Source organism: Mesorhizobium sp. USDA 4775 (assembly GCF_054062655.1).
The window spans coordinates 6324695-6345538 of record NZ_JBSSFM010000001.1 but is presented as its reverse complement, the minus strand read 5'-3'; the positions used below and the strand labels follow the sequence as shown (position 1 = coordinate 6345538).

At 63.7% G+C, this 20844-nt stretch carries 22 protein-coding genes and 2 pseudogenes; 11 read left to right on the top strand and 13 right to left on the bottom strand.

All coding sequences use genetic code 11. The features are described from left to right. Positions 1-113: 113 nt before the first annotated feature. A complete protein-coding gene (locus tag ACVILI_RS31175) occupies positions 114-746 on the top strand; it encodes a trimeric intracellular cation channel family protein (protein ID WP_038649707.1) in 633 nt (210 codons plus the stop codon). Positions 747-817: 71 nt separating this feature from the next. Here the strand turns inward: ACVILI_RS31175 and olsB are convergent, their stop codons facing one another. The 6 genes and pseudogenes from olsB to ACVILI_RS31145 all read right to left on the bottom strand — a co-directional run bounded on the left by olsB (position 818) and on the right by ACVILI_RS31145 (position 7902). Further along, complete coding sequence (gene olsB, locus ACVILI_RS31170) at positions 818-1693, bottom strand: l-ornithine N(alpha)-acyltransferase (RefSeq protein ID WP_010911504.1); 876 nt, start codon at positions 1691-1693, stop codon at positions 818-820. 285 nt (positions 1694-1978) lie between these two features. Then, positions 1979-4269, bottom strand: a pseudogene (locus ACVILI_RS31165) (ATP-binding protein). Between the two features lie 142 nt (positions 4270-4411). Continuing rightward, positions 4412-5402, bottom strand: a pseudogene (gene acuI / locus ACVILI_RS31160) (acrylyl-CoA reductase (NADPH)). 57 nt (positions 5403-5459) lie between these two features. Further along, positions 5460-5951, bottom strand: coding sequence for a signal peptidase II (gene lspA / locus ACVILI_RS31155; RefSeq protein WP_038649700.1), 492 nt, complete (start codon positions 5949-5951; stop codon positions 5460-5462). Between the two features lie 13 nt (positions 5952-5964). Next, entirely contained in the window at positions 5965-6822 is an 858-nt protein-coding gene (locus ACVILI_RS31150; protein WP_038649697.1) for a TrmH family RNA methyltransferase, read from the bottom strand. After that, positions 6823-7902, bottom strand: a complete 1080-nt coding sequence (locus ACVILI_RS31145; protein WP_038649694.1) for a class I SAM-dependent rRNA methyltransferase — start codon at positions 7900-7902, stop codon at positions 6823-6825. 135 nt (positions 7903-8037) lie between these two features. On the opposite strand from ACVILI_RS31145, the gene ACVILI_RS31140 reads away from it, so the two are divergent. From ACVILI_RS31140 to ACVILI_RS31130, 3 genes are all read left to right on the top strand, one after another. Next, positions 8038-8727, top strand: coding sequence for a helix-turn-helix transcriptional regulator (locus ACVILI_RS31140; RefSeq protein ID WP_038649691.1), 690 nt, complete (start codon positions 8038-8040; stop codon positions 8725-8727). Between the two features lie 77 nt (positions 8728-8804). After that, positions 8805-9200: a VOC family protein gene (locus ACVILI_RS31135; protein ID WP_032921384.1), complete on the top strand. Its 396-nt coding sequence runs from the start codon at positions 8805-8807 to the stop codon at positions 9198-9200. Next, positions 9197-9634 carry an EVE domain-containing protein gene (locus tag ACVILI_RS31130; RefSeq protein WP_038649686.1) on the top strand — a complete coding sequence of 146 codons (438 nt, stop codon included), beginning with the start codon at positions 9197-9199 and terminating at the stop codon, positions 9632-9634. The genes ACVILI_RS31135 and ACVILI_RS31130 overlap by 4 nt, the downstream gene beginning before the upstream one ends. On the opposite strand, the gene lhpI is transcribed toward ACVILI_RS31130, so the two are convergent. The 4 genes from lhpI to sppA form a co-directional block, all read right to left on the bottom strand. Continuing rightward, the gene (gene lhpI, locus ACVILI_RS31125) at positions 9631-10596 is read right to left on the bottom strand and encodes a bifunctional Delta(1)-pyrroline-2-carboxylate/Delta(1)-piperideine-2-carboxylate reductase (protein ID WP_038649683.1); all 966 of its coding nucleotides are present in this window, start codon (positions 10594-10596) and stop codon (positions 9631-9633) included. The two genes, ACVILI_RS31130 and lhpI, sit on opposite strands and share 4 nt — an antisense overlap. A 37-nt stretch (positions 10597-10633) precedes the next feature. Next, entirely contained in the window at positions 10634-10990 is a 357-nt protein-coding gene (locus ACVILI_RS31120) for a DUF1049 domain-containing protein (protein WP_019861201.1), read from the bottom strand. Positions 10991-11026: 36 nt separating this feature from the next. After that, complete coding sequence (locus ACVILI_RS31115; protein WP_006200394.1) at positions 11027-11311, bottom strand: integration host factor subunit beta; 285 nt, start codon at positions 11309-11311, stop codon at positions 11027-11029. Positions 11312-11391: 80 nt separating this feature from the next. Next, complete coding sequence (sppA, locus tag ACVILI_RS31110) at positions 11392-12348, bottom strand: signal peptide peptidase SppA (RefSeq protein ID WP_038653367.1); 957 nt, start codon at positions 12346-12348, stop codon at positions 11392-11394. 358 nt (positions 12349-12706) lie between these two features. Here sppA and lptC point away from each other — a divergent pair, with 358 nt between their 5' ends. From lptC to ptsN, 6 genes are all read left to right on the top strand, one after another. Further along, positions 12707-13420, top strand: coding sequence for an LPS export ABC transporter periplasmic protein LptC (lptC, locus tag ACVILI_RS31105; RefSeq protein WP_038649678.1), 714 nt, complete (start codon positions 12707-12709; stop codon positions 13418-13420). Beyond that, entirely contained in the window at positions 13407-14003 is a 597-nt protein-coding gene (locus tag ACVILI_RS31100) for an LptA/OstA family protein (protein ID WP_019861198.1), read from the top strand. The genes lptC and ACVILI_RS31100 overlap by 14 nt, the downstream gene beginning before the upstream one ends. After that, positions 14003-14821 (top strand): LPS export ABC transporter ATP-binding protein, encoded by an 819-nt coding sequence (lptB, locus tag ACVILI_RS31095; RefSeq protein ID WP_019861197.1) that lies wholly within the window; start codon positions 14003-14005, stop codon positions 14819-14821. The genes ACVILI_RS31100 and lptB overlap by 1 nt, the downstream gene beginning before the upstream one ends. A gap of 252 nt (positions 14822-15073) precedes the next feature. Further along, positions 15074-16600, top strand: coding sequence for an RNA polymerase factor sigma-54 (rpoN, locus tag ACVILI_RS31090; RefSeq protein ID WP_038649675.1), 1527 nt, complete (start codon positions 15074-15076; stop codon positions 16598-16600). 266 nt (positions 16601-16866) lie between these two features. Beyond that, complete coding sequence (gene hpf, locus ACVILI_RS31085) at positions 16867-17451, top strand: ribosome hibernation-promoting factor, HPF/YfiA family (protein WP_019861195.1); 585 nt, start codon at positions 16867-16869, stop codon at positions 17449-17451. Positions 17452-17510: 59 nt separating this feature from the next. Then, positions 17511-17975: a PTS IIA-like nitrogen regulatory protein PtsN gene (gene ptsN, locus ACVILI_RS31080; RefSeq protein ID WP_038649671.1), complete on the top strand. Its 465-nt coding sequence runs from the start codon at positions 17511-17513 to the stop codon at positions 17973-17975. Between the two features lie 71 nt (positions 17976-18046). Here ptsN and ACVILI_RS31075 read toward each other — a convergent pair whose 3' ends face one another. Continuing rightward, positions 18047-18304: a BQ00720 family protein gene (locus ACVILI_RS31075; RefSeq protein ID WP_032920755.1), complete on the bottom strand. Its 258-nt coding sequence runs from the start codon at positions 18302-18304 to the stop codon at positions 18047-18049. Positions 18305-18368: 64 nt separating this feature from the next. After that, on the bottom strand, positions 18369-18794 hold the full coding sequence (locus ACVILI_RS31070; protein WP_013893014.1) for an Hsp20 family protein: 426 nt from the start codon (positions 18792-18794) through the stop codon (positions 18369-18371). Positions 18795-19050: 256 nt separating this feature from the next. Here ACVILI_RS31070 and ACVILI_RS31065 point away from each other — a divergent pair, with 256 nt between their 5' ends. After that, positions 19051-19992, top strand: coding sequence for a nucleoside hydrolase (locus ACVILI_RS31065; RefSeq protein ID WP_038649668.1), 942 nt, complete (start codon positions 19051-19053; stop codon positions 19990-19992). Between the two features lie 183 nt (positions 19993-20175). Here the strand turns inward: ACVILI_RS31065 and ACVILI_RS31060 are convergent, their stop codons facing one another. Beyond that, entirely contained in the window at positions 20176-20790 is a 615-nt protein-coding gene (locus tag ACVILI_RS31060; RefSeq protein ID WP_019861191.1) for a LysE family translocator, read from the bottom strand. Positions 20791-20844 lie beyond the last annotated feature (54 nt).

Sequence of the window (20844 nt, the reverse complement as noted above, 5' to 3'; positions counted from 1 at the left end):
GGGTTAGGCAGTAGGGCAGTAGGGCAGTAGGGAATAAGGCAGCCGTATCAATCGTGCGGCTTCGTGCTATTCATGCGCAGTCCCTAATCCCTACTGCCTACTCCCTTACCGCCATGAATCCCATCGCCCTTCTCGATTATGCCGGCGTCGCCGTCTTTGCGGCGACCGGGGCGTTGGCTGCTTCGCGAAAGCAACTCGACATTATCGGTTTCCTGTTCCTGGCCAGCGTCACCGGCATCGGCGGCGGCACGTTTCGCGACCTCATCCTCAATGTGCCGGTCTTCTGGGTGGGAAACCGCGACTATGTGCTGATCTGCGCCGTGGTGGCGGTCCTGGTCTTCTTCACCGCGCATCGCGTCGAATCCCGCTACAAGCTGTTGCTGTGGCTCGACGCCATCGGGCTGGCCGCCTTTTCGGTGATGGGCGCGGCCAAGGGGCTGGCCATCACCGGTTCGCCGGTGGTTTCGATCATCACCGGCATGCTGACCGCGACCTTCGGCGGCATATTGCGCGATCTGCTTGCCGGCGAACCATCGGTGCTGCTGAGGCCGGAGATCTACGTCACGGCCGCTCTGGCGGGCGCCGCCATCTTCACATTGGGCGACGTCGCCGGATTGCCGCAGATCGTCTCGGGGTTCGCCGGCTTCGTCGTGGCGCTAGCCGTACGCGGCGGCGCGCTGCGTTTCGGCTGGTCGTTTCCGTCGTACAGGAGCCGGCCGGGAAGGCGGCCGGAGGATATTCCGTAAGGAGGGGGATAGGGAATAGTCAGTAGTGAGTGGTCAGCGAAGCGTGTATCGTATCGTCTTGCCTACTGCCCTTACGCCGCAAAGCGTTGCGCTTCCCCGCCATAGTAGTTGACGTAGCGGGCGCCGATCTCCTTGACCGGCATCACCACGAAGACGTCGACGGTCGAGAATTCGCGGTCGATGACGCAGCCGTCGCCGATGCGGGCGCCGACCCTCAGATAGCCCTTCACCAGAGGCGGCATCGCCGCGATCGCCGCCTTGGTGTTGACCGCCTCGATCGGCATCAGGTCCATGGAGCAATAGCGCCCGGACACCGCGCGCACATCCCAGGCCGAATTCGTGCGGCAGTGATGGGCGAGATAGGTGAGCGCCTCGGCATGCGCCGCCGGCACAGTGCCGTGGAAGGAAGCGCAGCCGGTCATCACGCCGATTTCGTAGTGATTGATGTAGGCCCAGATGCCTTGCCACAGCGCCTCGATGGTGCGCTTCGAGCGGTATTCCGGCAGAACGCAGGATCGGCCGAGCTCGAGGAAACGCTGGCCGGGATGGCGGGCGATGAGCTTGGTCAGCTCGAATTCGCCTTCGGAATAGAAGCCCCCGGCGGCGGCCGCGATTTCTTGCCGCAGCAGCCGGTAAGTGCCGACGATGCGGCGGTGTTCGGGGCCGGAAATCGAATTGTCGAAGACGAGCAGATGATCGCAGAGCGGATCGAACCGGTCGGCGTCGCGGCGGTCCTGCACCTGGAACAGGTCCTTGCGGGCGCCAAGCTCGTCGTAGAATACGCGGTAGCGCACTTCCTGCGCGGCCGCGATCTCGGCCTCGTTGCGGGCGAGCCGCACTTCGAGATTGCCGATACGGCCGAGTGCCGCGCCCTTTATGACGGAATCGACATTACGCCCGGCGAGCAAGGCGCTGCTGGCGTTCGGCCGAGTGTCACATTCCGGCATAACTGTATGCACGAGTGATTCTCCTTCGAGCCATCCCTCTTGGCACGGGGATACGGTGTAGGTGCAACAGGATTGTGACAGTACCGTGATAAGGCGTCGCGGGCAATACTTCGTCGGCTGGCGAAAACGGTCAACCGGCTACGTTAGGGGAGGAGAGGCGAGGTGCGTCTCGCGTGCACGGATCAAGTCGCCGCGCCTCAAACCCTTGTTTTCATGGATGTCGCCCTCGGGAAATCGGGGCCACTTTGAGTTGGCATGCATCAGCCGCGGCTGGAAAAAAGCAGATCAAGCAGCAACCTGGCCCTCGACGGCGTTGACAAGCGCATCCGGGTCGAGCGGCTTGGTGACGAAGCCGCTGGCGCCGTGGGCAAGCACCGCATGGCGGGTCTTTTCCTGGCTGTCGGCCGACAGCACCATAATCGGCACGGGCGGCGCCGATGTCTCTTCCTCATGGCGGCGGATCGCGGCAATGGCGTCCAGCCCGTCCATGACCGGCATATGCAGGTCCATCAGCACCACGTCGAAGCGGTGCTTGTGTCCGGCGCTGGTGACGGCCTCGACCGCGGCCTTGCCATTGCCGACTACCTTGACGCGGTGTCCCGCCTTCAACAGCGTGGCGCGGGCCAGCATGGCATTGATGTCGTTGTCCTCGGCGATCAGCACGGACAAGCCCAACTGGCGGTCGCTTGAAGCGCGCAGCGCCGGGGTGCGGCGCTTTTCCGGCTGCGGCTGGGCAAGAGCCGGCGCATGGCTGGTCAAAAGAACACGCAAAAGTGTTCCACCGCGCACCGGCCGGGCCAGGAAGGTCGCGTAGCCGCTGGCGCGGAACTCGCCAAGCATGCCTCGGTCGGTCGGCGCGATCAGCGTGATGGCTTCGCAATCGGAAAAGCCGCCTTGGCGCAACCGCTTGAGCACTCTCCCATCGCTCTCCTCCATGGCCGCGTCGACGAGAAGCACGTCGCAGCCCTCGGCCAGGGGCACGGCCTGAGCCACGGTCGTGGCGATACCGGCCGTGCCGCCATTGGCGCGGATGGTGCGGGCGATGGCGTCGGCCTCGACGGCGTTTCTAGACAGGATCACCGCGCGCCTGCCGGCAAGCACGTTCTGCCGGCCCTGAGGCGCCTCGGTGGCGCCTCCGTCGCCGGGATTTCGAAGACGAAGTCCGACCCTTGGCCAAGCCGGCTGGAGACCGAAATCGTGCCGCCCATGGCAGTCACCAGCCGCTTGGAGATAGCAAGTCCGAGCCCCGCTCCGCCATGTGCGCGTGTCGAGGTGCCGTCGGCCTGTTCGAACTCCTCGAAGATACGCTCCATGTCCTCTTCGCGCAGGCCGGGACCGGTGTCGGTGATGGTGAAGCAGATGCGGTCGCTGGTCTCGGTGCGGGCGCGCGCGATGCTGACCAGCACGCCGCCGCCGTCGGTGAACTTGATGGCGTTGCCGATCAGATTGAGCAGCACCTGCCTGACCCGGCCTGGATCGGCTGTGATCAATTGCGGTACATCCGGTTCGACGTGGCAGCCGAGCCCAATACCCTTCGCGAAGGCGCGCGCGGCGAGCAATTCGATAATGTTGTCGGCGATCTCGCGCACCGACATGGGCTGCGGTTCCGGATCGAAGCGACCGGCCTCGATCTTGGAATAGTCGAGCAGGTCCTCGATCAGGGCGAGCAGGGCGCTGGCCGAGGTCGAGATGGCGCCGACATAGGTCTGCTGTTCCGGCGACAGGCTGGTATCGGCGAGCAGCCTGGCCATGCCCATGATGCCGTTCATCGGCGTGCGGATTTCATGGCTGACCGTGGCGAGGAAGCGCGATTTGGCCTGGCTTGCGTATTCGGCGCGCTCGCGCGCGGTGATGAGCGAGGATTCGGCGCGCTTGCGGGCAGTGATGTCGCGGGCGATGGCGCGATGCGATGCCGTGCCGCTGTCCTTGTCGCGCACCGACAGTTCGATCCAGGAGAACCAGCGCGGGCCGCTTGGCGTGCGGATGGCGACGTCGGTGGAACTGAGGCACTCATGGTCGGAAAAGGCGGCATCGGGGACGATGCCGACCTCGATGCCAAGTTCGGCCAGGGTCTTGCCGGCAAGATCGCGCTGATCGGCTTCGACCAGATCGGCGAACACCTTGTTGGCATAGACAATGTGGCCGTCGCGATCGCGATGGATGACGAGGTCGCCCAGCGCATCGATGAGACCGCGAAAGCGCTCCTCGCTTTCCTGCATTTCCCACATGCGGTCGGCCAGCGTCTCGATCTCGGCGCGGCTTCGGGCGGTGGTCTCGTCCAGCAGTACCACGGTACGGTGGACGCTGCGTCTGGCATGGAAATGCATGGCCAGGCCGGCGAGGCCGGTTGCCAGCAAGGCGAGGCTGATGAAGATCGGCGCCCCCGTCAGATGCGCGAGGCCCGCCAGGACCAGGATGGCAACGAAGGTGAGCAGCGGCAGGCCTTCCCGCCTGACCAATTGCTGCTCGGGCACCAGCGGCGGCGCGGCGATGAACCGCCGCGCCGCCGCTGGCGCCGCAACCGCATCGACATCGTCGCCCTTGTTCGCCTGTTGGCTGTCGGATTCCGCGATCATGCGAAACCCTTGCCAGACAGAGATTATGGAAAATTGCGGCGGATCGTTCGAATTTTAGTGGATAGGCGTTTTTGTCCCGACAGCAGCGGATTCGCCACCGGATTGGGCGATCCGTCCCCTGGCTGGAGCCCGCGAGGCGGGCTTACATGTCGACGACGACGCGACCGCGGATCTTGCCGTCGACGATGTCGCGCGCGGCATCCATGATGTTGTCGAAGCCGATGGTCGTGGACAGGCTGGCGAGCTTTTGCAGGTCGAGATCGGCGCCGATGCGCCGCCAGGCCTCGAGGCGCACGGCCTTCGGCGCCATCACCGAATCGATGCCGAGCAGCGAGACGCCGCGCAGGATGAAGGGGGCGACGCTCGACGGCAGGTCCATGCCGCCGGCCAGGCCGCAAGCCGCGACGGCTCCGCCATAGGAAGTCATCGACAGCACATTGGCCAGCGTGTGGCTGCCGACCGAATCGATGCCGCCGGCCCAGCGTTCCTTGGCCAGCGGCTTGGCGGGCTGGCTGAGCTCGTCGCGCGAGATCACCTCGGCGGCGCCGAGATCGATCAGATAGGGGCTTTCGGCATTGCGTCCGGTCGACGCAATGACGTGGTAACCCAGGCTGGACAGGATGGAGACCGCGACCGAACCGACGCCGCCGGCGGCACCTGTCACCACCACCGGGCCGCGATCGGGCAGGATGCCGTGCCGCTCCAGCGCCATGACGCAGAGCATGGCGGTATAGCCGGCGGTGCCGACCGCCATCGCGTCATGGGCGCTGATGCCTTCCGGCAGCGGCACCAGCCAATCGCCCTTGACGCGGGCGCGCCCGGCATAGGCGCCGAAATGCGTTTCACCGACACCCCAGCCATTCAGGATGACCTTGTCTCCCTTGCGCCAGTCGGGATTGGAGGATGAGATGACCGTGCCGGCGAAGTCGATGCCCGGAACCAGCGGCCAGCGGCGGACCACCGGCGCCTTGCCCGTAATGGCCAGCCCATCCTTGTAGTTCACCGTCGTCGCCTCGACCGCGACGGTGACGTCGCCCTCCATCAGGTCGGCTTCGGTTGAGGTCCGTCACGGCGACCGACTGTTTCTTGTCGGCGTCGCGCGAGACGAGGATGGCTTTGAAGGTTTCGGACATCTTTTTCTCCGCGCGCTTGCTTGGTGTCCTGGACTGTGCGGCGACGGCCGCGTCGGGTCAATCTTTGGAAGGCTTGGCGTTCGAAGGCTCGCGACGCCAGCCGATGAGTTCGTCGAAGACGACCAGTGCCGCGCCCACGGAAATGAAGGCGTCGGCGAGGTTGAAGACGGCAAAGGACCAGACCGGCGTGTGGAACAGGATGTAGTCGATGACGTGGCCGTAGACGGCGCGATCGATCAGATTGCCCAGCGCGCCGCCGATGATCAGGGCAAATCCGGTGCGGGCGACGACATGGCCCGATGGCGTGCGGGTGGCGAGGTAGAGCACGAAAGCCACGACCAGGACGGCGATGACCACCAGGCCGGTATCGCCGAAGGAGGAGAACATCGAGAAGGCGATGCCGGTGTTGTAGGTGCGAAACAGCGCCAGGAACGGCACCAGATCGAGCTTTTCCTGGAATGGCAGGCCGGTCTCGACCAGATGCTTGATCCACTGATCGAGCGCGATGGCCGCGACGACGAGCAGCGCGTAGGGGGACCATGATCTCACGGGCGGGCAACCTTCATTGCTGGTCGGCGATTGGTTCGAGCTTCAGCGCGCCGCGCCGGATCTCGAACAGCATGATGCCGGTGGCGACGGCGAGATTGAGCGAATCGGCGCGGCCCGCTTGCGGGATCCTGAGCAGACGGTCGCAACTCGCCGCGAGGCTTTCGGGCAGTCCCTGTTGCTCATTGCCCATCATCAGCAGCACGGGCCCACGGGAAAAATCGACCGAGCGATAGTCGACCGCACCTTTCAGATGCGTGCCGGCGACAAGGCCCGAAAAGCCGCCGCGCCAGGCAAGGAAGGCCTCGGTCGTTGCCTTCGCCACCGGAACAGCGAAGATCGAACCCATGGTGGCGCGCACCGTCTCCACGGAAAATGGATCCGTGGTGTCGCCGACCAGGATGACACCCTTGGCGCCGACGGCATCGACGGTGCGGATGACGGTGCCGAGATTGCCGGGATCGCGCACCCGATCGAGCGCCACCCAGACATCGCCATTGTCGGCGCGGATGTCCTTCAGGGCGAGGAATCTCTGCGAAAAAACGCCGACCACCATTTGCGGATTGTCGCGGCGGGTGATGGCGACAAGCACCTTTTCCGACACTTCGAGCACCGTGCCGCCGGCGGCAACCGTGCGCGCCGCGACCTTTTCCACCGCAGGGTTGCCGCGCCCGGCCTTGGCGAACACAAGCGTCCTGATCTGCCAGCCCAGGTCGAGCGCATCGATGACCAGCTTCAGCCCCTCCGCCATGAAGGCGTTCTGCTGGTCGCGGAATTTCTTCAGAGCGAGTGCCTTGATGTCCTTGATCAGCGGATTGGCGAGGCTGGTGACTTCCTTCACCTGGCCGGGTGCGCCCACATGCCGTTCGTTCATTCAGGCCACCCAACGCGAAAACAATGAGGTCGAAAGCGCCCTGCCGGCGGACTTTTCGCGGATGATCAGCTCACCCGATTCAACCCTGCCGCCCATGCCGGCGAAGGTGTCGCGCATCAACGCGTGGATGGCGAAGAAGGAGGCGCGGATCGAATAGGCGGTCAACACCACGGCAAGCGGCTTCGGCGTCAGGATCGCGCGGCAGAGATCGGTCAGGGCAGGCAAATCCTCGAACAATTGCCAGACCTCGCCCTTGGGGCCGCGGCCATAGGCCGGCGGGTCGAACAGGATGATGTCGTAGCGGCTGCCGCGGCGTTCCTCGCGCTCGGCGAATTTCACCGCATCGTCGACGATCCAGCGGATCGGCTTGCTGCCCAGCCCGGCCATCTCCTGGTTCTCGCGAGCCCAACCGATCGCCTTCTTCGAGGCGTCGACATGGGTGACCTCGGCGCCGGCGCGGGCCGCCACCAGCGAGGCGAGACCGGTATAGCCGAACAGATTCAATACTTTGACCGGCCGTTTGGCGGCTGCGATCAGCCCGGCCATGTGGTCCCAGTGCGAGGCCTGCTCGGGAAAGACGCCGACATGGCGAAACGAGGTGAAACGGCCGAGATAATCGATGCCGTCATGCTTCATCGGCCAGGTCTCGCCGAGCGGCATCTTCGGGAAACGCCAGCGGCCGATGCCCTCTTCGTCGGTGTCGCCGGTGAAGATGGCGTCGGCACGCTCCCAGTCCCTCGCCGGCAAGGCCTTCTGCCAGATCGCCTGGCCCTCGGGCCGCACGATGCGATAGGGGCCGTATTGTTCGAGTTTCTGGCCGGCGCCGCTGTCGAGCAGCGCATAATCGGCATTCGGCGCCACTTCTAGAATCAGCGGAAGCTGCTCGGCGGGCAGGGCGCCGTCACGGCGGGCAAGGATGCGCGGGGCTGAATTCGGTGCGGACTGGCTGTCCGGTTTCGCGTCACGCGGTTCGCGCGGCCTGGGGTCTGGCCGACCACGCGTCTCGTGCGGACGCACCTCTCCGGTTCCGCTTTTCGCGGTCGGGCGGTTGTCGCGGCGTTTGTCGCGAAAAGACTTCAAGCGGGAGCATCTCCGAGCGGCGTGCCGCTTTTGGCATGAGGACAGCGGCGGTGCAACCAAGTCTGCCACAGCCACCGCTGCTGTTCATGTCGGCCAGCGATGGACCAATGTCAAAGAAACAGGCAAATCTGCCGCATGTCCCGCTCCGAACGCCTCCTCGACCTCATACAGTGCCTGCGCCGGCACCGCCGGCCGGTGAGCGGGCAGGTGCTGGCCGATGAGCTCGGGGTTTCGATCCGCACGCTCTACCGCGACATTGCCACGCTGCAGGGGCAGGGCGCGCCGATCGACGGCGAGGCAGGGTTGGGCTATGTGCTAAAACCCGGCTTCATGCTGCCGCCGCTGATGTTCACCGACGAGGAGATCGAAGCCATTGTGCTCGGTTCGCGCTGGGTTGCCAAGCAGCCGGACCAGCGTCTCTCAGCCGCTGCCGCCAATGCGCTTGCCAAGATCGCGGCCGTGCTGCCGGACGATCTGCGCGAGGATCTCGATGCCTCGACCCTGTTGGTCGGGCCGCCGATGACGGCGATTGAAGGCATAGACCTCGGCGTCGTGCGGCAAGCCATCCGCAACGAGCGCAAACTCGGCTTTCTTTATCGCGATGCCGGGGGTGCTGCTTCGCAACGTGTGGTCTGGCCGTTCGCGCTCGGCTTCTTCGACAAGGTGCGGGTGGTGGTGGCGTGGTGCGAGATGCGGCAGGATTTCCGGCATTTTCGCACCGATCGCATATCCGGCCTCGACGCCATCGATGCGCGCTATCCGCGTCGCCGCCAGGCGCTGCTCAAGGAGTGGCGGGCGACGCTCGACAAGCCACGCGGCCCATGAAGGCTACTGCCAAAATCTGACAGTAGCCTATTCTATATCAGCCAAGTCGAAACGTTGAAACAGCTTGGAGAACAGATATGGCCACCCCGAATTTCGTCATCCTCTATGTCGACCAGCCGCTCAAGAGCGGCGCCTTCTACAGCGCGCTGCTGGGTCGCGAGCCGGTCGAAAGCGCGCCGACCTTCGTGCTGTTCGTGCTCGACAACGGCTTCAAGCTCGGCCTCTGGTCGCGCCATACGGTCGAGCCGGCGGCGGCTGCGTCCGGTGGCTGCGGCGAGATCGTGTTTGCGCTGGAGACGCCGGACGCGGTCGACGCTACCCATGCCGACTGGTCAAGGCGCGGCTTGAAGATCCTGCAGACGCCGACCGACCTGGATTTCGGCCGCACTTTCGTTGCGCTCGATCCCGACAACCACCGCCTGCGCGTCTACTGGCTGTCCGACGGACAACAGGCCGATGGAGAACAAAAATGAGCGCCTATTGGATCGCCGTGGCGTCGGCCGAACATGTCCGGCGCGGCCGCAAGGACGGTTTCATGCAGGTCAACCACGGCAAGGCGGCGCCGCTGCGTCGCGTCAAACCCGGCGACGGCATCGTCTACTATTCGCCGACCACAATTTTGCGCGAAAAAGACGGCCTGCAGGCTTTCACGGCAATCGGCACGGTGCGGGAGGGCGAACCCTATCAAGGCGAAATGGGCGGCGGCTTCACGCCGTTCCGGCGCGATGTCGAATGGGCGACGGCTGAAGAAGCGCCGATCAAGCCGTTGCTCGAACGGCTGGACTTCACCGCCGGCAAGTCGAATTGGGGATATCAGCTGCGCTTCGGCCTGTTCGAAATCACCGATCACGATTCTCGTCTGATCGCAGAGGCGATGGGTGCCGAAACGCACGGAGCAGTGAGCTAGGCCTTCAGCGCGTTATAAACGGCAATGCCGGCGGCGAGGTCCTCGAGTGCCGCGCCAACCGACTTGAACAGCGTGATCTCGTCAGCGCTCTGGCGGCCCTTCCTCTGGCCGCGCGCCAGTTCGTGCAAATCGGCGACGATCGCGCCCGGCTTCAGCACGCCGGAGGCCAGCGGCTGGACGATGTCGCCGGCTTCCTTGGTGGCGCCGGCGCGGGTGTCGACATAGACGCGGGCGCGGGCGATGGCGTCGTCATCACTTTCACGCATCGTCGGGGTGAAGCCGCCGACCAGGTCGACATGGGTGCCTGGCCGCAGCAGAGCGCCCTTGATCAGCGGCGTGGTGGTGATCGTCGCCGAGGAAACGATATCGGCCTCGCCAAGTTCGGCATCGAGGTCGGTCGCGGCACTGGCCGCAAAGCCGTCGGCGCGCAAATCGGCCGCGACCTTCTCGGCGTTTGCCGGGGTGCGGTTCCAGATGCGGATGGTTTTGATCGGCCGCACGGCCGAATGCGCCTTGGCCAGGAACGGCGACAGGGCGCCCGCGCCGACCACAAGCAGCCGCGAGGCGTCATCGCGGGCAAGGTAGGACGCCGCCAGTGCCGAGGCGCAGGCGGTGCGCCACTGCGTCAGCCGCTGGCCGTCGATCAGGGCTTCCGGTTCGCCGGTTGCGCCATCGAGCAGCAGATAGAGCCCCATCACGGCGGGCTTGCCGATGGCGTTGTTGTCGGGCGAGACGGTGACGATCTTGACGCCGATATGGCCACCGGAAGACGTGCCGGCGGCGTTGAAATCGGTCCATGCCGGCATCAGCAGCAAGGTCGAGGCCGCACCATCGGGTCGTTCGACCGCGTGATGATGCCTGACCGGCTGCACCGCACCCTCGCGGAATGCCGTGCGCAACGTCTCGACCAGTCCAGGAAAGGTCAGTGCACGATCGACCTCGGCGGCCGAAATGGTCAGCATGAAAGGCTCCGTGGAACGAAAGGCACCGGGGGACGGCTTAATTGGTCGGCTTTGGCAATGCCGATCCTTGGGCCGATCCCTGGGTTGATCCTTGCGGCACTGATGGCGCGCGGCTGACCGCCTGGCGCAGGTTTTCCGCCTCGACGCCGCGCTGGCGCGCCAGTTTGCGGTAGCGGCCCTGCTTGACCCAGGTCGCCAGGCTGCCGACGATCATGCCGATGGCAAGCGCCAGGAACAGGAAAATGAACAGCGGCAAGGTGAGCGTCAGCTTCGGATTGCCGGGATTGAACGGGTCCAGCGTGAAGGCGACGAGTTCGCGGTTGGCGACGGCCAGCGCGATCAGGATGATCGCCAGGGGCACGAAGACCACGATGAGCATGAAACGATTGAGCATTATGTTTTCCGTCGGCAGCTGGCGCTGTAGCCGCGCCTACTTGCCGCCGTTCAGCCTTTCGCGCAGTTCCTTGCCGGTCTTGAAGAACGGCACCCACTTCTCCTCGACCTCGACGGATTCGCCTGTGCGCGGGTTGCGGCCGGTGCGGGCGGGGCGGTTTTTCACCGAAAAGGCACCGAATCCGCGCAACTCGACCCGGTTGCCTTCAGCGAGAGCGTCGGTGATCTCGTCGAAGATCGCGCCGACGATGTTTTCGACGTCGCGCAGGAAAAGATGCGGATTGCGCGTGGCAATAATCTGCACAAGTTCGGACTTGATCATCAGACGGGTCCCCGTGAAAGCAGTTCGGTCAAAATTATGAGGATGATTTTATTGGCTTTTTCAGCTGTTCCAAACGGCGCTCAAGGGTGCCAGACAGAAACGAGGCCGTCAAGAAACAAGCGGTCGGCGCCAAGTTCGTGGATGACATCACTGCTGTAGTCCGGCAGGCCGAGTGCGCTGCCGAGCGTTTTCACCATGGCTTTTGACCACAGGAAGCTGCCGCGCCGCTCCGTGTCCTTCCATTCGACCACCTTGAGCTTGGCGTCAACGCCCTTGGTCGCCAGCCAGTCGATCGCCTCGGTTTCGCCGCCGACGGCGTCGATCAGCCCGTTGGCGACACCCTGGCGGCCGGTGAAGATCGATCCGTCGGCAAGCGCCAGCGCCTGTTCGTGGGTCATCTTGCGGCGTTCGGCGACGATGCCGACAAACCAGTCGTAGCTGTCGAGGATGAGCTTGCGGACCATGGCGCGCTCGTCGTCATTGGTCGGCTTGAAAGGAGAGGGCGAAGCCTTGAGCGGCGAGGATTTCACTTCCTCCAGCTTGATGCCGAGCTTGTCCATCAGGCCGCTGACGTCGGGATACTGGATCAGCACGCCGATCGAACCGACGATCGAGGTCTTGCGGGCGACAATGTGGTCGGCCGCGCTTGCGATCATATAGCCCGCCGATGCGGCGAGCGTGCCGACTTCGGCCACAACCGGCTTGTCGGCTGCCACCTTGCGCACTTCCTCGTAGATCGATTCACCGCCGACGGTGGTGCCGCCGGGTGAATCGATCGCCAGGATCACGCCCTTCACCTTCGACGACTTGCGGATGTCTTCCAGACGCTTGATCAGTTCCTCGTCCTCGGTGATCGTGCCTTCGATCCTGACCTTGGCGATATGGTCGACAGCCGAGCCGCCGAGATCGTCGCGATAGAACCAGGCCGACAGCGCGATCACTCCGAGGGCGACGATGCCGATGGCCGCAACACGCCAGAATGTCAGCTTGCGCCGCAAACGGCGGCGGTCGATCAGGTCGTCGGCTCTCAATGCCATGGTCAGCCTCACAGTCGGCGGGAAGAGACGCTTTTAGACCATGATGTCTTCATCGGGAAGCAGTTCCGTCTTGCCTATGGCGCGGCAATCCGCCCGCGGTGACCCCAACACTGTCCTTTTTGTGACTGGCCTGTGCAAGGGGCGCGAGGTAAAGGGGAGGAGCAGCGGTGATGAAAAAAGGCGCAGGCGCGCCCATTTCTGCTATGAAGTACCGGCTGTTGTGCCGACCTCGTTTTCGTTTGTACAACTACAGTTGTCACATTTTTGCGGTTTTCGTGGGCTTGTGCTTGCTTGAGAGTGCCGGCCCCCCACCTATAGGCGGTGTTCCTTGGCGGGCAGGGTCTAGAAGAAAGCAGTCATGTTAGCGCGATCGAATGAATCGACCAGCCCCGAGACGGCGTTGGCTCCCCCGGTGGATGGCTGGACGCGGGGCGACGCGTTCGACCGCGCCCAGCGTCATTCGCGCCGCGTGCGCGTGCTCAAATTTGCCGTGCCCCTGGCCGCGGCGCTGATCGCCGTCGCCTTCCCGATCTATTCCTATCTGGCCGCCCCCGTCTCGGTCGCGGTGCAGTCGGAAGGCGCCGCCTTTTCCAATGGCAAGCTGGTGATGGCCAATCCCAAGCTCAACGGTTTCACCAAGCAGAAGCAGCCCTATTCGATGACAGCCCTGCGGGCGATCCAGGATGTCAATACGCAAGGCATCATCGAGCTCGAAGGCATAGACGCCAAGGTGCCGGTCGGGCCGGACAATGTCGCTGCCATCAAAGCCTCGCACGGTATCTACGATCGCGACGGCAATACGATGAAAATGACCAGCGACGTCATGATCACCACGACAGACGGCATGCAAGCCAAGTTCAAATCGGTCTTCCTCGACATGGGCAAAGGCACTATGAAGACGGACGACCCCGTCGACGTCAGCAGTGGCGGGTCGCAGATCACAGCGGATTCCCTGTCGGTCCAGGACAATGGCAAGATCCTGGTGTTCGAGAAGAGGGTGCGCGTCAACATCGATCCCGCCAGCGTGAAGGCGGCTGAGGCAAAGGGCGAAGAATCGAATGTGGCACAATAGTTCGACACGGCTTGCGGCCGCAACTTCGGCGCTGCTTCTGCTGGGCCTTGTGCCGTCGCTGGCGCAGTCGGGTGCCAGCAGCCAGTCCGGGCTCAAATTGTCCGGCGACAAGCCAATCCAGATCGAAAGCGACAAGCTGGAGGTGCGGCAGGCCGAGAACGTCGCCGTGTTCACCGGCAACGTCACCGTCGTCCAGGGGCCAACACTGCTCAAGGCCGGCAAGATGACGGTCTATTATGTCAAGGATCCCAACGCGGCCGCCAAGGGCACCGAAGCGGCGGGTGCCGCAATGACCGGCTCCGCCAACATCGATCACCTCGAAGTCAGCAGCAAGGTCTACATCAAGTCGGATGATCAGGTTGCGACGGGCGACAATGGCACCTTCGACATGAAGACGCAGGTGCTGGTCCTGTCCGGCAAGGAAGTGGTGCTGTCGCAAGGCCCCAACGTGCTCAAGGGCTGCAAGCTGACCGTGCAAATGAAGACTGGCCTAGCCAACGTCGATGGTTGCGGGGGACGTGTCATCATGTCGATGACGCCGCCGAAATCGGATGCGCCAAAGGCGGGAGCGACGAACCCCTGATGGCCAGCCTGTCATCGCTGACGGCGCGTCTTCCGGGACGCGCCGCAGCCAAGGTTTCGGCTCCGGCCACGATCACCGTCGACAAGGCGAAGTTCAAGGGAACCTTGATCGCCAAGGGCCTGACCAAGAGCTACAAGGGCCGCAAGGTGGTCAGCGGGGTCACGCTCGGCGTGCGCGCCGGCGAGGCCGTCGGGCTGCTCGGCCCCAACGGCGCCGGCAAGACGACCTGTTTCTACATGGTCACCGGCCTCGTGCCGGTGGATGAAGGCACGATCGAGATCGACGGCTTCGACGTCACCTCGATGCCGATGTATCGTCGCGCCCGCCTCGGCATCGGCTATCTGCCGCAGGAGGCGTCGATCTTCCGAGGCCTCAACGTCGAGCAGAATATCCGCGCGGTGCTCGAAGTGGTCGAAAAGGACCGCAAGGTGCGCGAGCGCAATCTCGACGAACTGCTCGAGGAATTCCACATCAGCCATCTGCGCAAGGCGCCATCCATGTCGCTCTCCGGCGGCGAGCGGCGGCGCCTGGAAATCGCACGCGCGCTGGCGACACGCCCGGCCTACATGCTGCTCGACGAGCCCTTTGCCGGCATCGATCCGATCGCCGTCGCCGATATCCAGCAGCTGGTGCGCCATTTGACGGCGCGCGGCATCGGCGTCCTCATCACCGACCACAATGTGCGCGAGACGCTCGGGTTGATCGACCGTGCCTACATCATCCATGCCGGCCAGGTGCTGACCCATGGCCGTGCCGACGAGGTGGTGGCGAACCCGGATGTGCGGCGGCTTTACCTCGGCGAGGGCTTTACGCTCTGACCTTTTTCTCATGCGATTCCGGGCGGACCATCGTTTCCGGAGATTTGCCTTAGGCGTGAAATTTGTTTCCTGACACGATTTTTTGCGTGTCGCGGGCTGATTTTTCGCGATTTTGCTCCGAGATAACGCTCCGGTAAGCGGCTTTTGCTAGGCTTTGCCTTGACAAGCAAAAGCCGGGCCAGTTTCTATGGCCGGCTGCCGAATTCATTTCGGGAGGCGCGGACGCGTAGAGGAGGCGTTTGAAACCGAACCATGGCGTTGGCGGCGAAACTACAGCTCAGACAGTCCCAGTCGCTGGTGATGACGCCGCAGCTGATGCAGTCGATTCGGCTGCTGCAGTTCACCCATGTCGAGCTTGAGCACTTCATCGACGAGGAGATCGAGCGCAACCCGCTTCTGGAGCGCGCCGAGCCGCAGGATGACGCCGCGAGCGACCAGATGCAGAAGATCGAGGCCGAGCCGCAAGCGGCCGCCGAGGGCGACTGGTTCGAGAACGAGGCTGGGTGGAGCGCCGAGGCGATCTCGGAAAAACTCGATACGTCGCTGGAGAACCTGTTTCCTGACGATCCCGGCACCAGCGAGCGGCTCGGACCCGACCTGACGGCGCAATGGAAATCGGCTTCCGGCAATGGCGGCGGCGCTTCATCCGAGGGGCTCGACGCCGGCGATATGGCGGCGAGCGCCATCACCTTGCGCGACCATGTCGGCGAGCAGATCGCCCTCGCCTTCGTCGATCCCGCGGCGCGGCTGATCGCAGGCGAACTCGCCGATGGCCTCGACGAGACCGGCTATGTCAGGGCCGATCTCGAGGAGATCGCCATGCGTCTGGGCACCGATGCAGCGAGCGTGGCCAAGGTGCTGGCGGTGTGCCAGACTTTCGAACCGACCGGCCTGTTCGCCCGCGACCTTGCCGAATGTGTTTCGCTACAGCTTGCGGCGCGCGACCGTCTCGACCCGGCGATGAAGGCCCTGGTCGCCAATCTCGAGCTTTTGGCGCGGCGTGATTTCCAGACGTTGAAGCGAATCTGCGGCGTCGACGAGGAGGATCTGCTCGACATGCTGGCCGAAATCCGGGCACTCGATCCGCGCCCGGGCATGGCGTTTTCGGGTGGCGCCAGCGACGCCATCGTCGCCGATGTCGAGGTGCGCGCCGCCAATGACGGCAGCTGGACCGTCGAACTCAACGCCGAAACGCTGCCGCGCGTGCTGGTCGACCATATCTATTTCGCCCAGGTGTCGCCGCATGCGAAGAACCAGGCGGAGAAGGATTTCCTGGCCGAATGCCTGCAGAACGCCAACTGGCTGACGCGCAGCCTCGACCAGCGGGCAAAGACGATCCTCAAAGTGGCCTCGGAAATCGTGCGCCAGCAGGATGCGTTCCTGGTCCACGGCGTGCGCCAGCTGAAGCCGCTCAATTTGCGCACGGTGGCCGACGCCATCGGCATGCACGAATCGACCGTCAGCCGCGTCACCGCCAACAAATACATGCTGACCCCGCGCGGCGTGTTCGAACTGCGCTATTTCTTCACCGCCTCGATCGCCGCGTCGGGCGGCGGCGACGCGCATTCCTCGGAAGCGGTGCGTGACCGCATCAAGCAGATGATCGACGAGGAGAGACCCGTCGATGTCCTTTCGGATGACGCGATCGTCGACATGCTGAAGGAAAGCGGCGTCGATATCGCCCGGCGCACGGTCGCCAAGTATCGGGAAGGCATGAATATTCCGTCTTCGGTGCAGCGCCGGCGCGAGAAGCGGGCGCTCGCCAGCGCCGGGCGTTAGGCGCCTACGATTTTCCACAGCTTTCGAGCTTCATTGACAAGCCGCGGGGAAGTGGCTAGAAGCCCGCCCGCATGAGACGGGCCCGATGCCCGCTAGCGGATGGTCCGTCACGACAATGGCCTCGGGACGGTCAAAAAGGCGGCTTGTGATCAACCGGAAAGTTCGGATTTAAATCGGCGCGAGTGACGCCGCAAAGCTTGTGCGCACGGATCACGAGTATAAACTCGGGCCAGTTTGAAGCCTGAGCAAGGAAGGTCAGTTTTCAGATGAATCTGCGCATATCGGGAAAACACATGGATATCGGCGATGCGTTCCGCACACGCATCAACGATCGTGTCGGCGAAGCGATCGGCAAATATTTCGATCGCGGCTTTGCGGGGCACGTCACCGTCATCAAATCGGGCTCGCGCTATTCGGCGGATTGCATGATCCGGCTGGATTCCGGCGCCTCGCTGCAGGCCACGGGCGATGCCCAGGATCCGACGCTGGCCTTCGAGGCCGCGGCCGATCGGCTGGAGACCCGGCTTCGGCGCTACAAGCGCCGTCTCAAATCGCACAATTCGGGCAACGCCAATGGCGAACTGACCGACATCGCCTATACGGTGATGGCGCCGCTCGCCGATGACGACGAGGAGATCCCGGAGGATTTCGCGCCGGCCATCGTCGCCGAATCAACCATGACGCTGAAGACCATGTCTGTGGCCTCCGCGGTCATCGAGCTCGATACCAAGGACAGTCCGGTGTTCGTTTTCCGCAACGCCGGAACCGATCATCTCAATATCGTCTATCGCCGGCCCGACGGAAACATTGGCTGGATCGACCCGTCCACGACCAAGGTCGCACAGGGATAAAAGCCAGCCGCACGAGGGGTGGGGACTGGCCACGGCAGGCGAACAAGGGATTTTCAAGCATGGATCTGAGCGATCTTATCAGCGTTCCGGCGATTTTGCCGGCGTTGAAGGCGAACTCCAAGAAGCAGCTTCTGCAATTGCTTTCCGAACGGGGGGCGGCGATTTCGGGTATTCCGGAGAGGGAAGTGTTCGACACCATCCTGCAGCGTGAGCGGCTGGGCTCGACGGGCGTCGGCAATGGCATCGCCATTCCGCACGGCAAGCTCGCCGGCGTGAAGCGCATCGCCGGTGTTTTCGCCCGGCTGGAAACGCCGGTCGATTTTGAGTCGCTGGACGACCAGCCTGTCGATCTGGTGTTTCTGCTGCTGGCGCCGGAAGGGGCGGGCGCCGATCATCTGAAGGCCTTGTCGCGCATCGCACGCGTGCTGCGCGACGCCGACACGGTGGCCAAGATCAGGGGGACGCGCGATGCCGCGGCGATCCACGCGCTGTTGTCGGACACGCAGGCCTCGCACGCCGCCTGAATCTGGATTTTGAAAAAGGCTGCCAAGGGCCGCCGCGAGCGGCCCTTTTCGTTTCAGCCAACCGGTCGCTCTTAGTGGATGGCGACGGTGGTCAGGTCGTTTTCCATGGCGCCGGCCAGTGCGCGGTCACGCGCGTCGGAAAGCAGGATCGGCTGGCCATTGGCGGCAAACAGCGCCCATAGTTCCAGGCCGGGCGCAATTTCGCCGATGTTGGGGAAGCGGCCGAGCAATTCATCGCTCGAGACCTTGCGCAGATAAGCGACCGAGCCTTCGCCGAGATGGGCGAATTCACCGCTGGTCATGGTGATATTCTCGTCAGTTCTGGTCATTTCAAGCCTCCTTGGCGCGAGGACGCCGCTCAAGGCCATCCCGCATGAGAGCCATCGGTGAAGATCAGTCTTTCACCGATATATTTATTTTCCGTACCAGCCGTTCGGACTCCGGGCGATCGAGGTCGATCGACAAAAGGCCGTTCTTCAGCTCTGCCGCGATCACGCGCATGCCGTCGGCCAGCACGAAACAGCGCTGGAACTGGCGCGCGGCTATGCCGCGATGAAGGAATTCGCGCTCGGTGTCGTCGGTCTGACGGCCGCGCACGACCAGCTGGTTTTCCTCCGTTGTCACATCGAGATCGCTTTCGGCGAAACCGGCGACGGCGAGCGTTATGCGCAGCCTCTCGGCCTTGCCGTCGGCACCGCTGAGGCGCTCGATGTTGTAGGGAGGGTAGCTGTCACCGGACTTCGCCAGACGCTCCAAGGTCTTTTCCATGGCGTCGAAACCAAGGAGAAGCGGGCTGGAGAAAGGCGTCATTCGACTCATGTTACACTGTCCTCTCAAGAGCGACATAAACTGGAAAAACCCGGATGGCATTTTTCCCGATGGCCTTGATATGGTCCGCCCCGCGACCAAGTTCAAGCCATCACAAGACCCGCCCAAAAAGACCAAGCCTTGGACTCACAGGAATAATCGACATGGCGCTTGAAACGACGCGCGGATGCAAAGAGAAGCGCTGCGGTCGTCCTTCAGGCGTGCGATCGATCCGGTGAGCTCACGGCCCCCCAAACAAGGAATTGAAATGCCCCAACCCTGCAAGATCATCATCGACACCGATCCCGGCCAGGACGATGCCGTCGCCATTCTCTTGGCGCTCGGCAGCAGCGAACTGGAGATTGTCGGCATCACCGCCGTTGCCGGCAACGTGCCGCTGAAGCTTACCGAGAAGAATGCCCGCAAGATCTGCGAACTGGCCGGCCGCCCGGAGGTCAAGGTCTATGCCGGCGCCATCCGTCCCCTGGCGCGCACACTGGTCACCGCCGAGGAAGTGCATGGCAAGACCGGCCTCAACGGGCCACAACTGCCCGAACCGACGATGAAATTGCAGGAGCAGTATGCCGTCGATTTCATCGTCGAGACGCTCATGAACGAAGAGAGCGGCACCATCACGCTCTGCCCGCTCGGGCCGTTGACCAACATCGCGCTGGCGCTGATCCGCGAACCGCGGATCGCGCCGCGCATCAAGGAAATCGTGCTGATGGGCGGCGGTTTCTTCGAGGGCGGCAACGTCACGCCCGCGGCCGAATTCAACATCTATGTCGATCCGCAGGCCGCCGATCTGGTGTTCAAGTCCGGCATCCCGATCGTGATGATGCCGCTCGACGTCACCCACAAGGCGCTGACCACCACCAAGCGCATCCAGGCTTTCCGCGCGCTCGGCACCAAGGTCGGCATCGCGACCGCCGAGATGCTGGAATTCTTCGAGCGTTACGACGAGGGCAAATACGGCACCGACGGCGGCCCGCTGCACGACCCCTGCGTCATCGCCTACCTCCTGAAGCCGGAGCTGTTCAAGGGCCGTAACTGCAACGTCAGCGTGGAGACCGCCTCGGAACTGACCATGGGCATGACCGTGATCGACTGGTGGGGCGTCACCAAGCGGGAAAAGAACGCCATGGTGATGCGCGACATCGACCATGACGGCTTCTTCGCGCTGCTGGTCGAGCGGCTGGGGCGGCTTTAAAAAAGCTTCCTTCTCCCCGTTCACGGGGAGAAGGTCCCGGCAGGGGGATCAGGGGGGGCGCAGACGTTGATATTTTACCCGCAGCCTCGGCGCTGCCCTCACCCGATCAGTTCGCGACCACCATACCGGGGCGAGCCGCCTGTCTCGCCCGTCCCCCGTGATCGGGGCGAGGGAAGGGAGTTTCTACTTCGACCTCGAAAACGCCAGCCACAGGCCGCCGCCGACCAGAAAACTGCCGCTGATCCTGGACATGAGCTTGATGCGGCTGGCCGACAGCAGGCGCCCGGCGCGCCCTGCGGCGAGTGCGTAGGTCGAATCTGACATGGCGGCGAAGATCATGGCGGTCAGGCCCATGACGATGATCTGCAGCGAGTAGTTGCCTTGCGGCGCGATGAACTGCGGAAAGAAGGCGCCGAAGAACACCAGCGTCTTGGGATTGCTCAGCGCCACCAGCAGGCCCTGCAGGAAGAAGCCGCCGCGCGGCTTTCTCGCCGTTCCGTCGGCGTTCAGCGTGCCCTTGGAGCGGAACATCTGCACGCCCATCCAGATCAGGTAGGCGGCGCCGATCAGCCTGACCCATTCGAACCAGTGGCCCATGCCCGCGATCAGCGTGTTGAGGCCGATGCCGACAATGGCGATCATGATGGCAAGCCCGGCCTGCGTGCCGGCGACGTTGGCCAGACCGGCGCGGGTTCCATGGCGGATGCTGTTGGCGATGATCAGCGTGACCGTCGGTCCCGGCACCAGGATGATGACGATGCAGGCGAGAACATAGGCGGCGTAGAGTTCCAGCGACATGTATTTTTCCCTCGGAGTGCCGCCGACGCGGCGCGACTGGGACAATCAATGCAT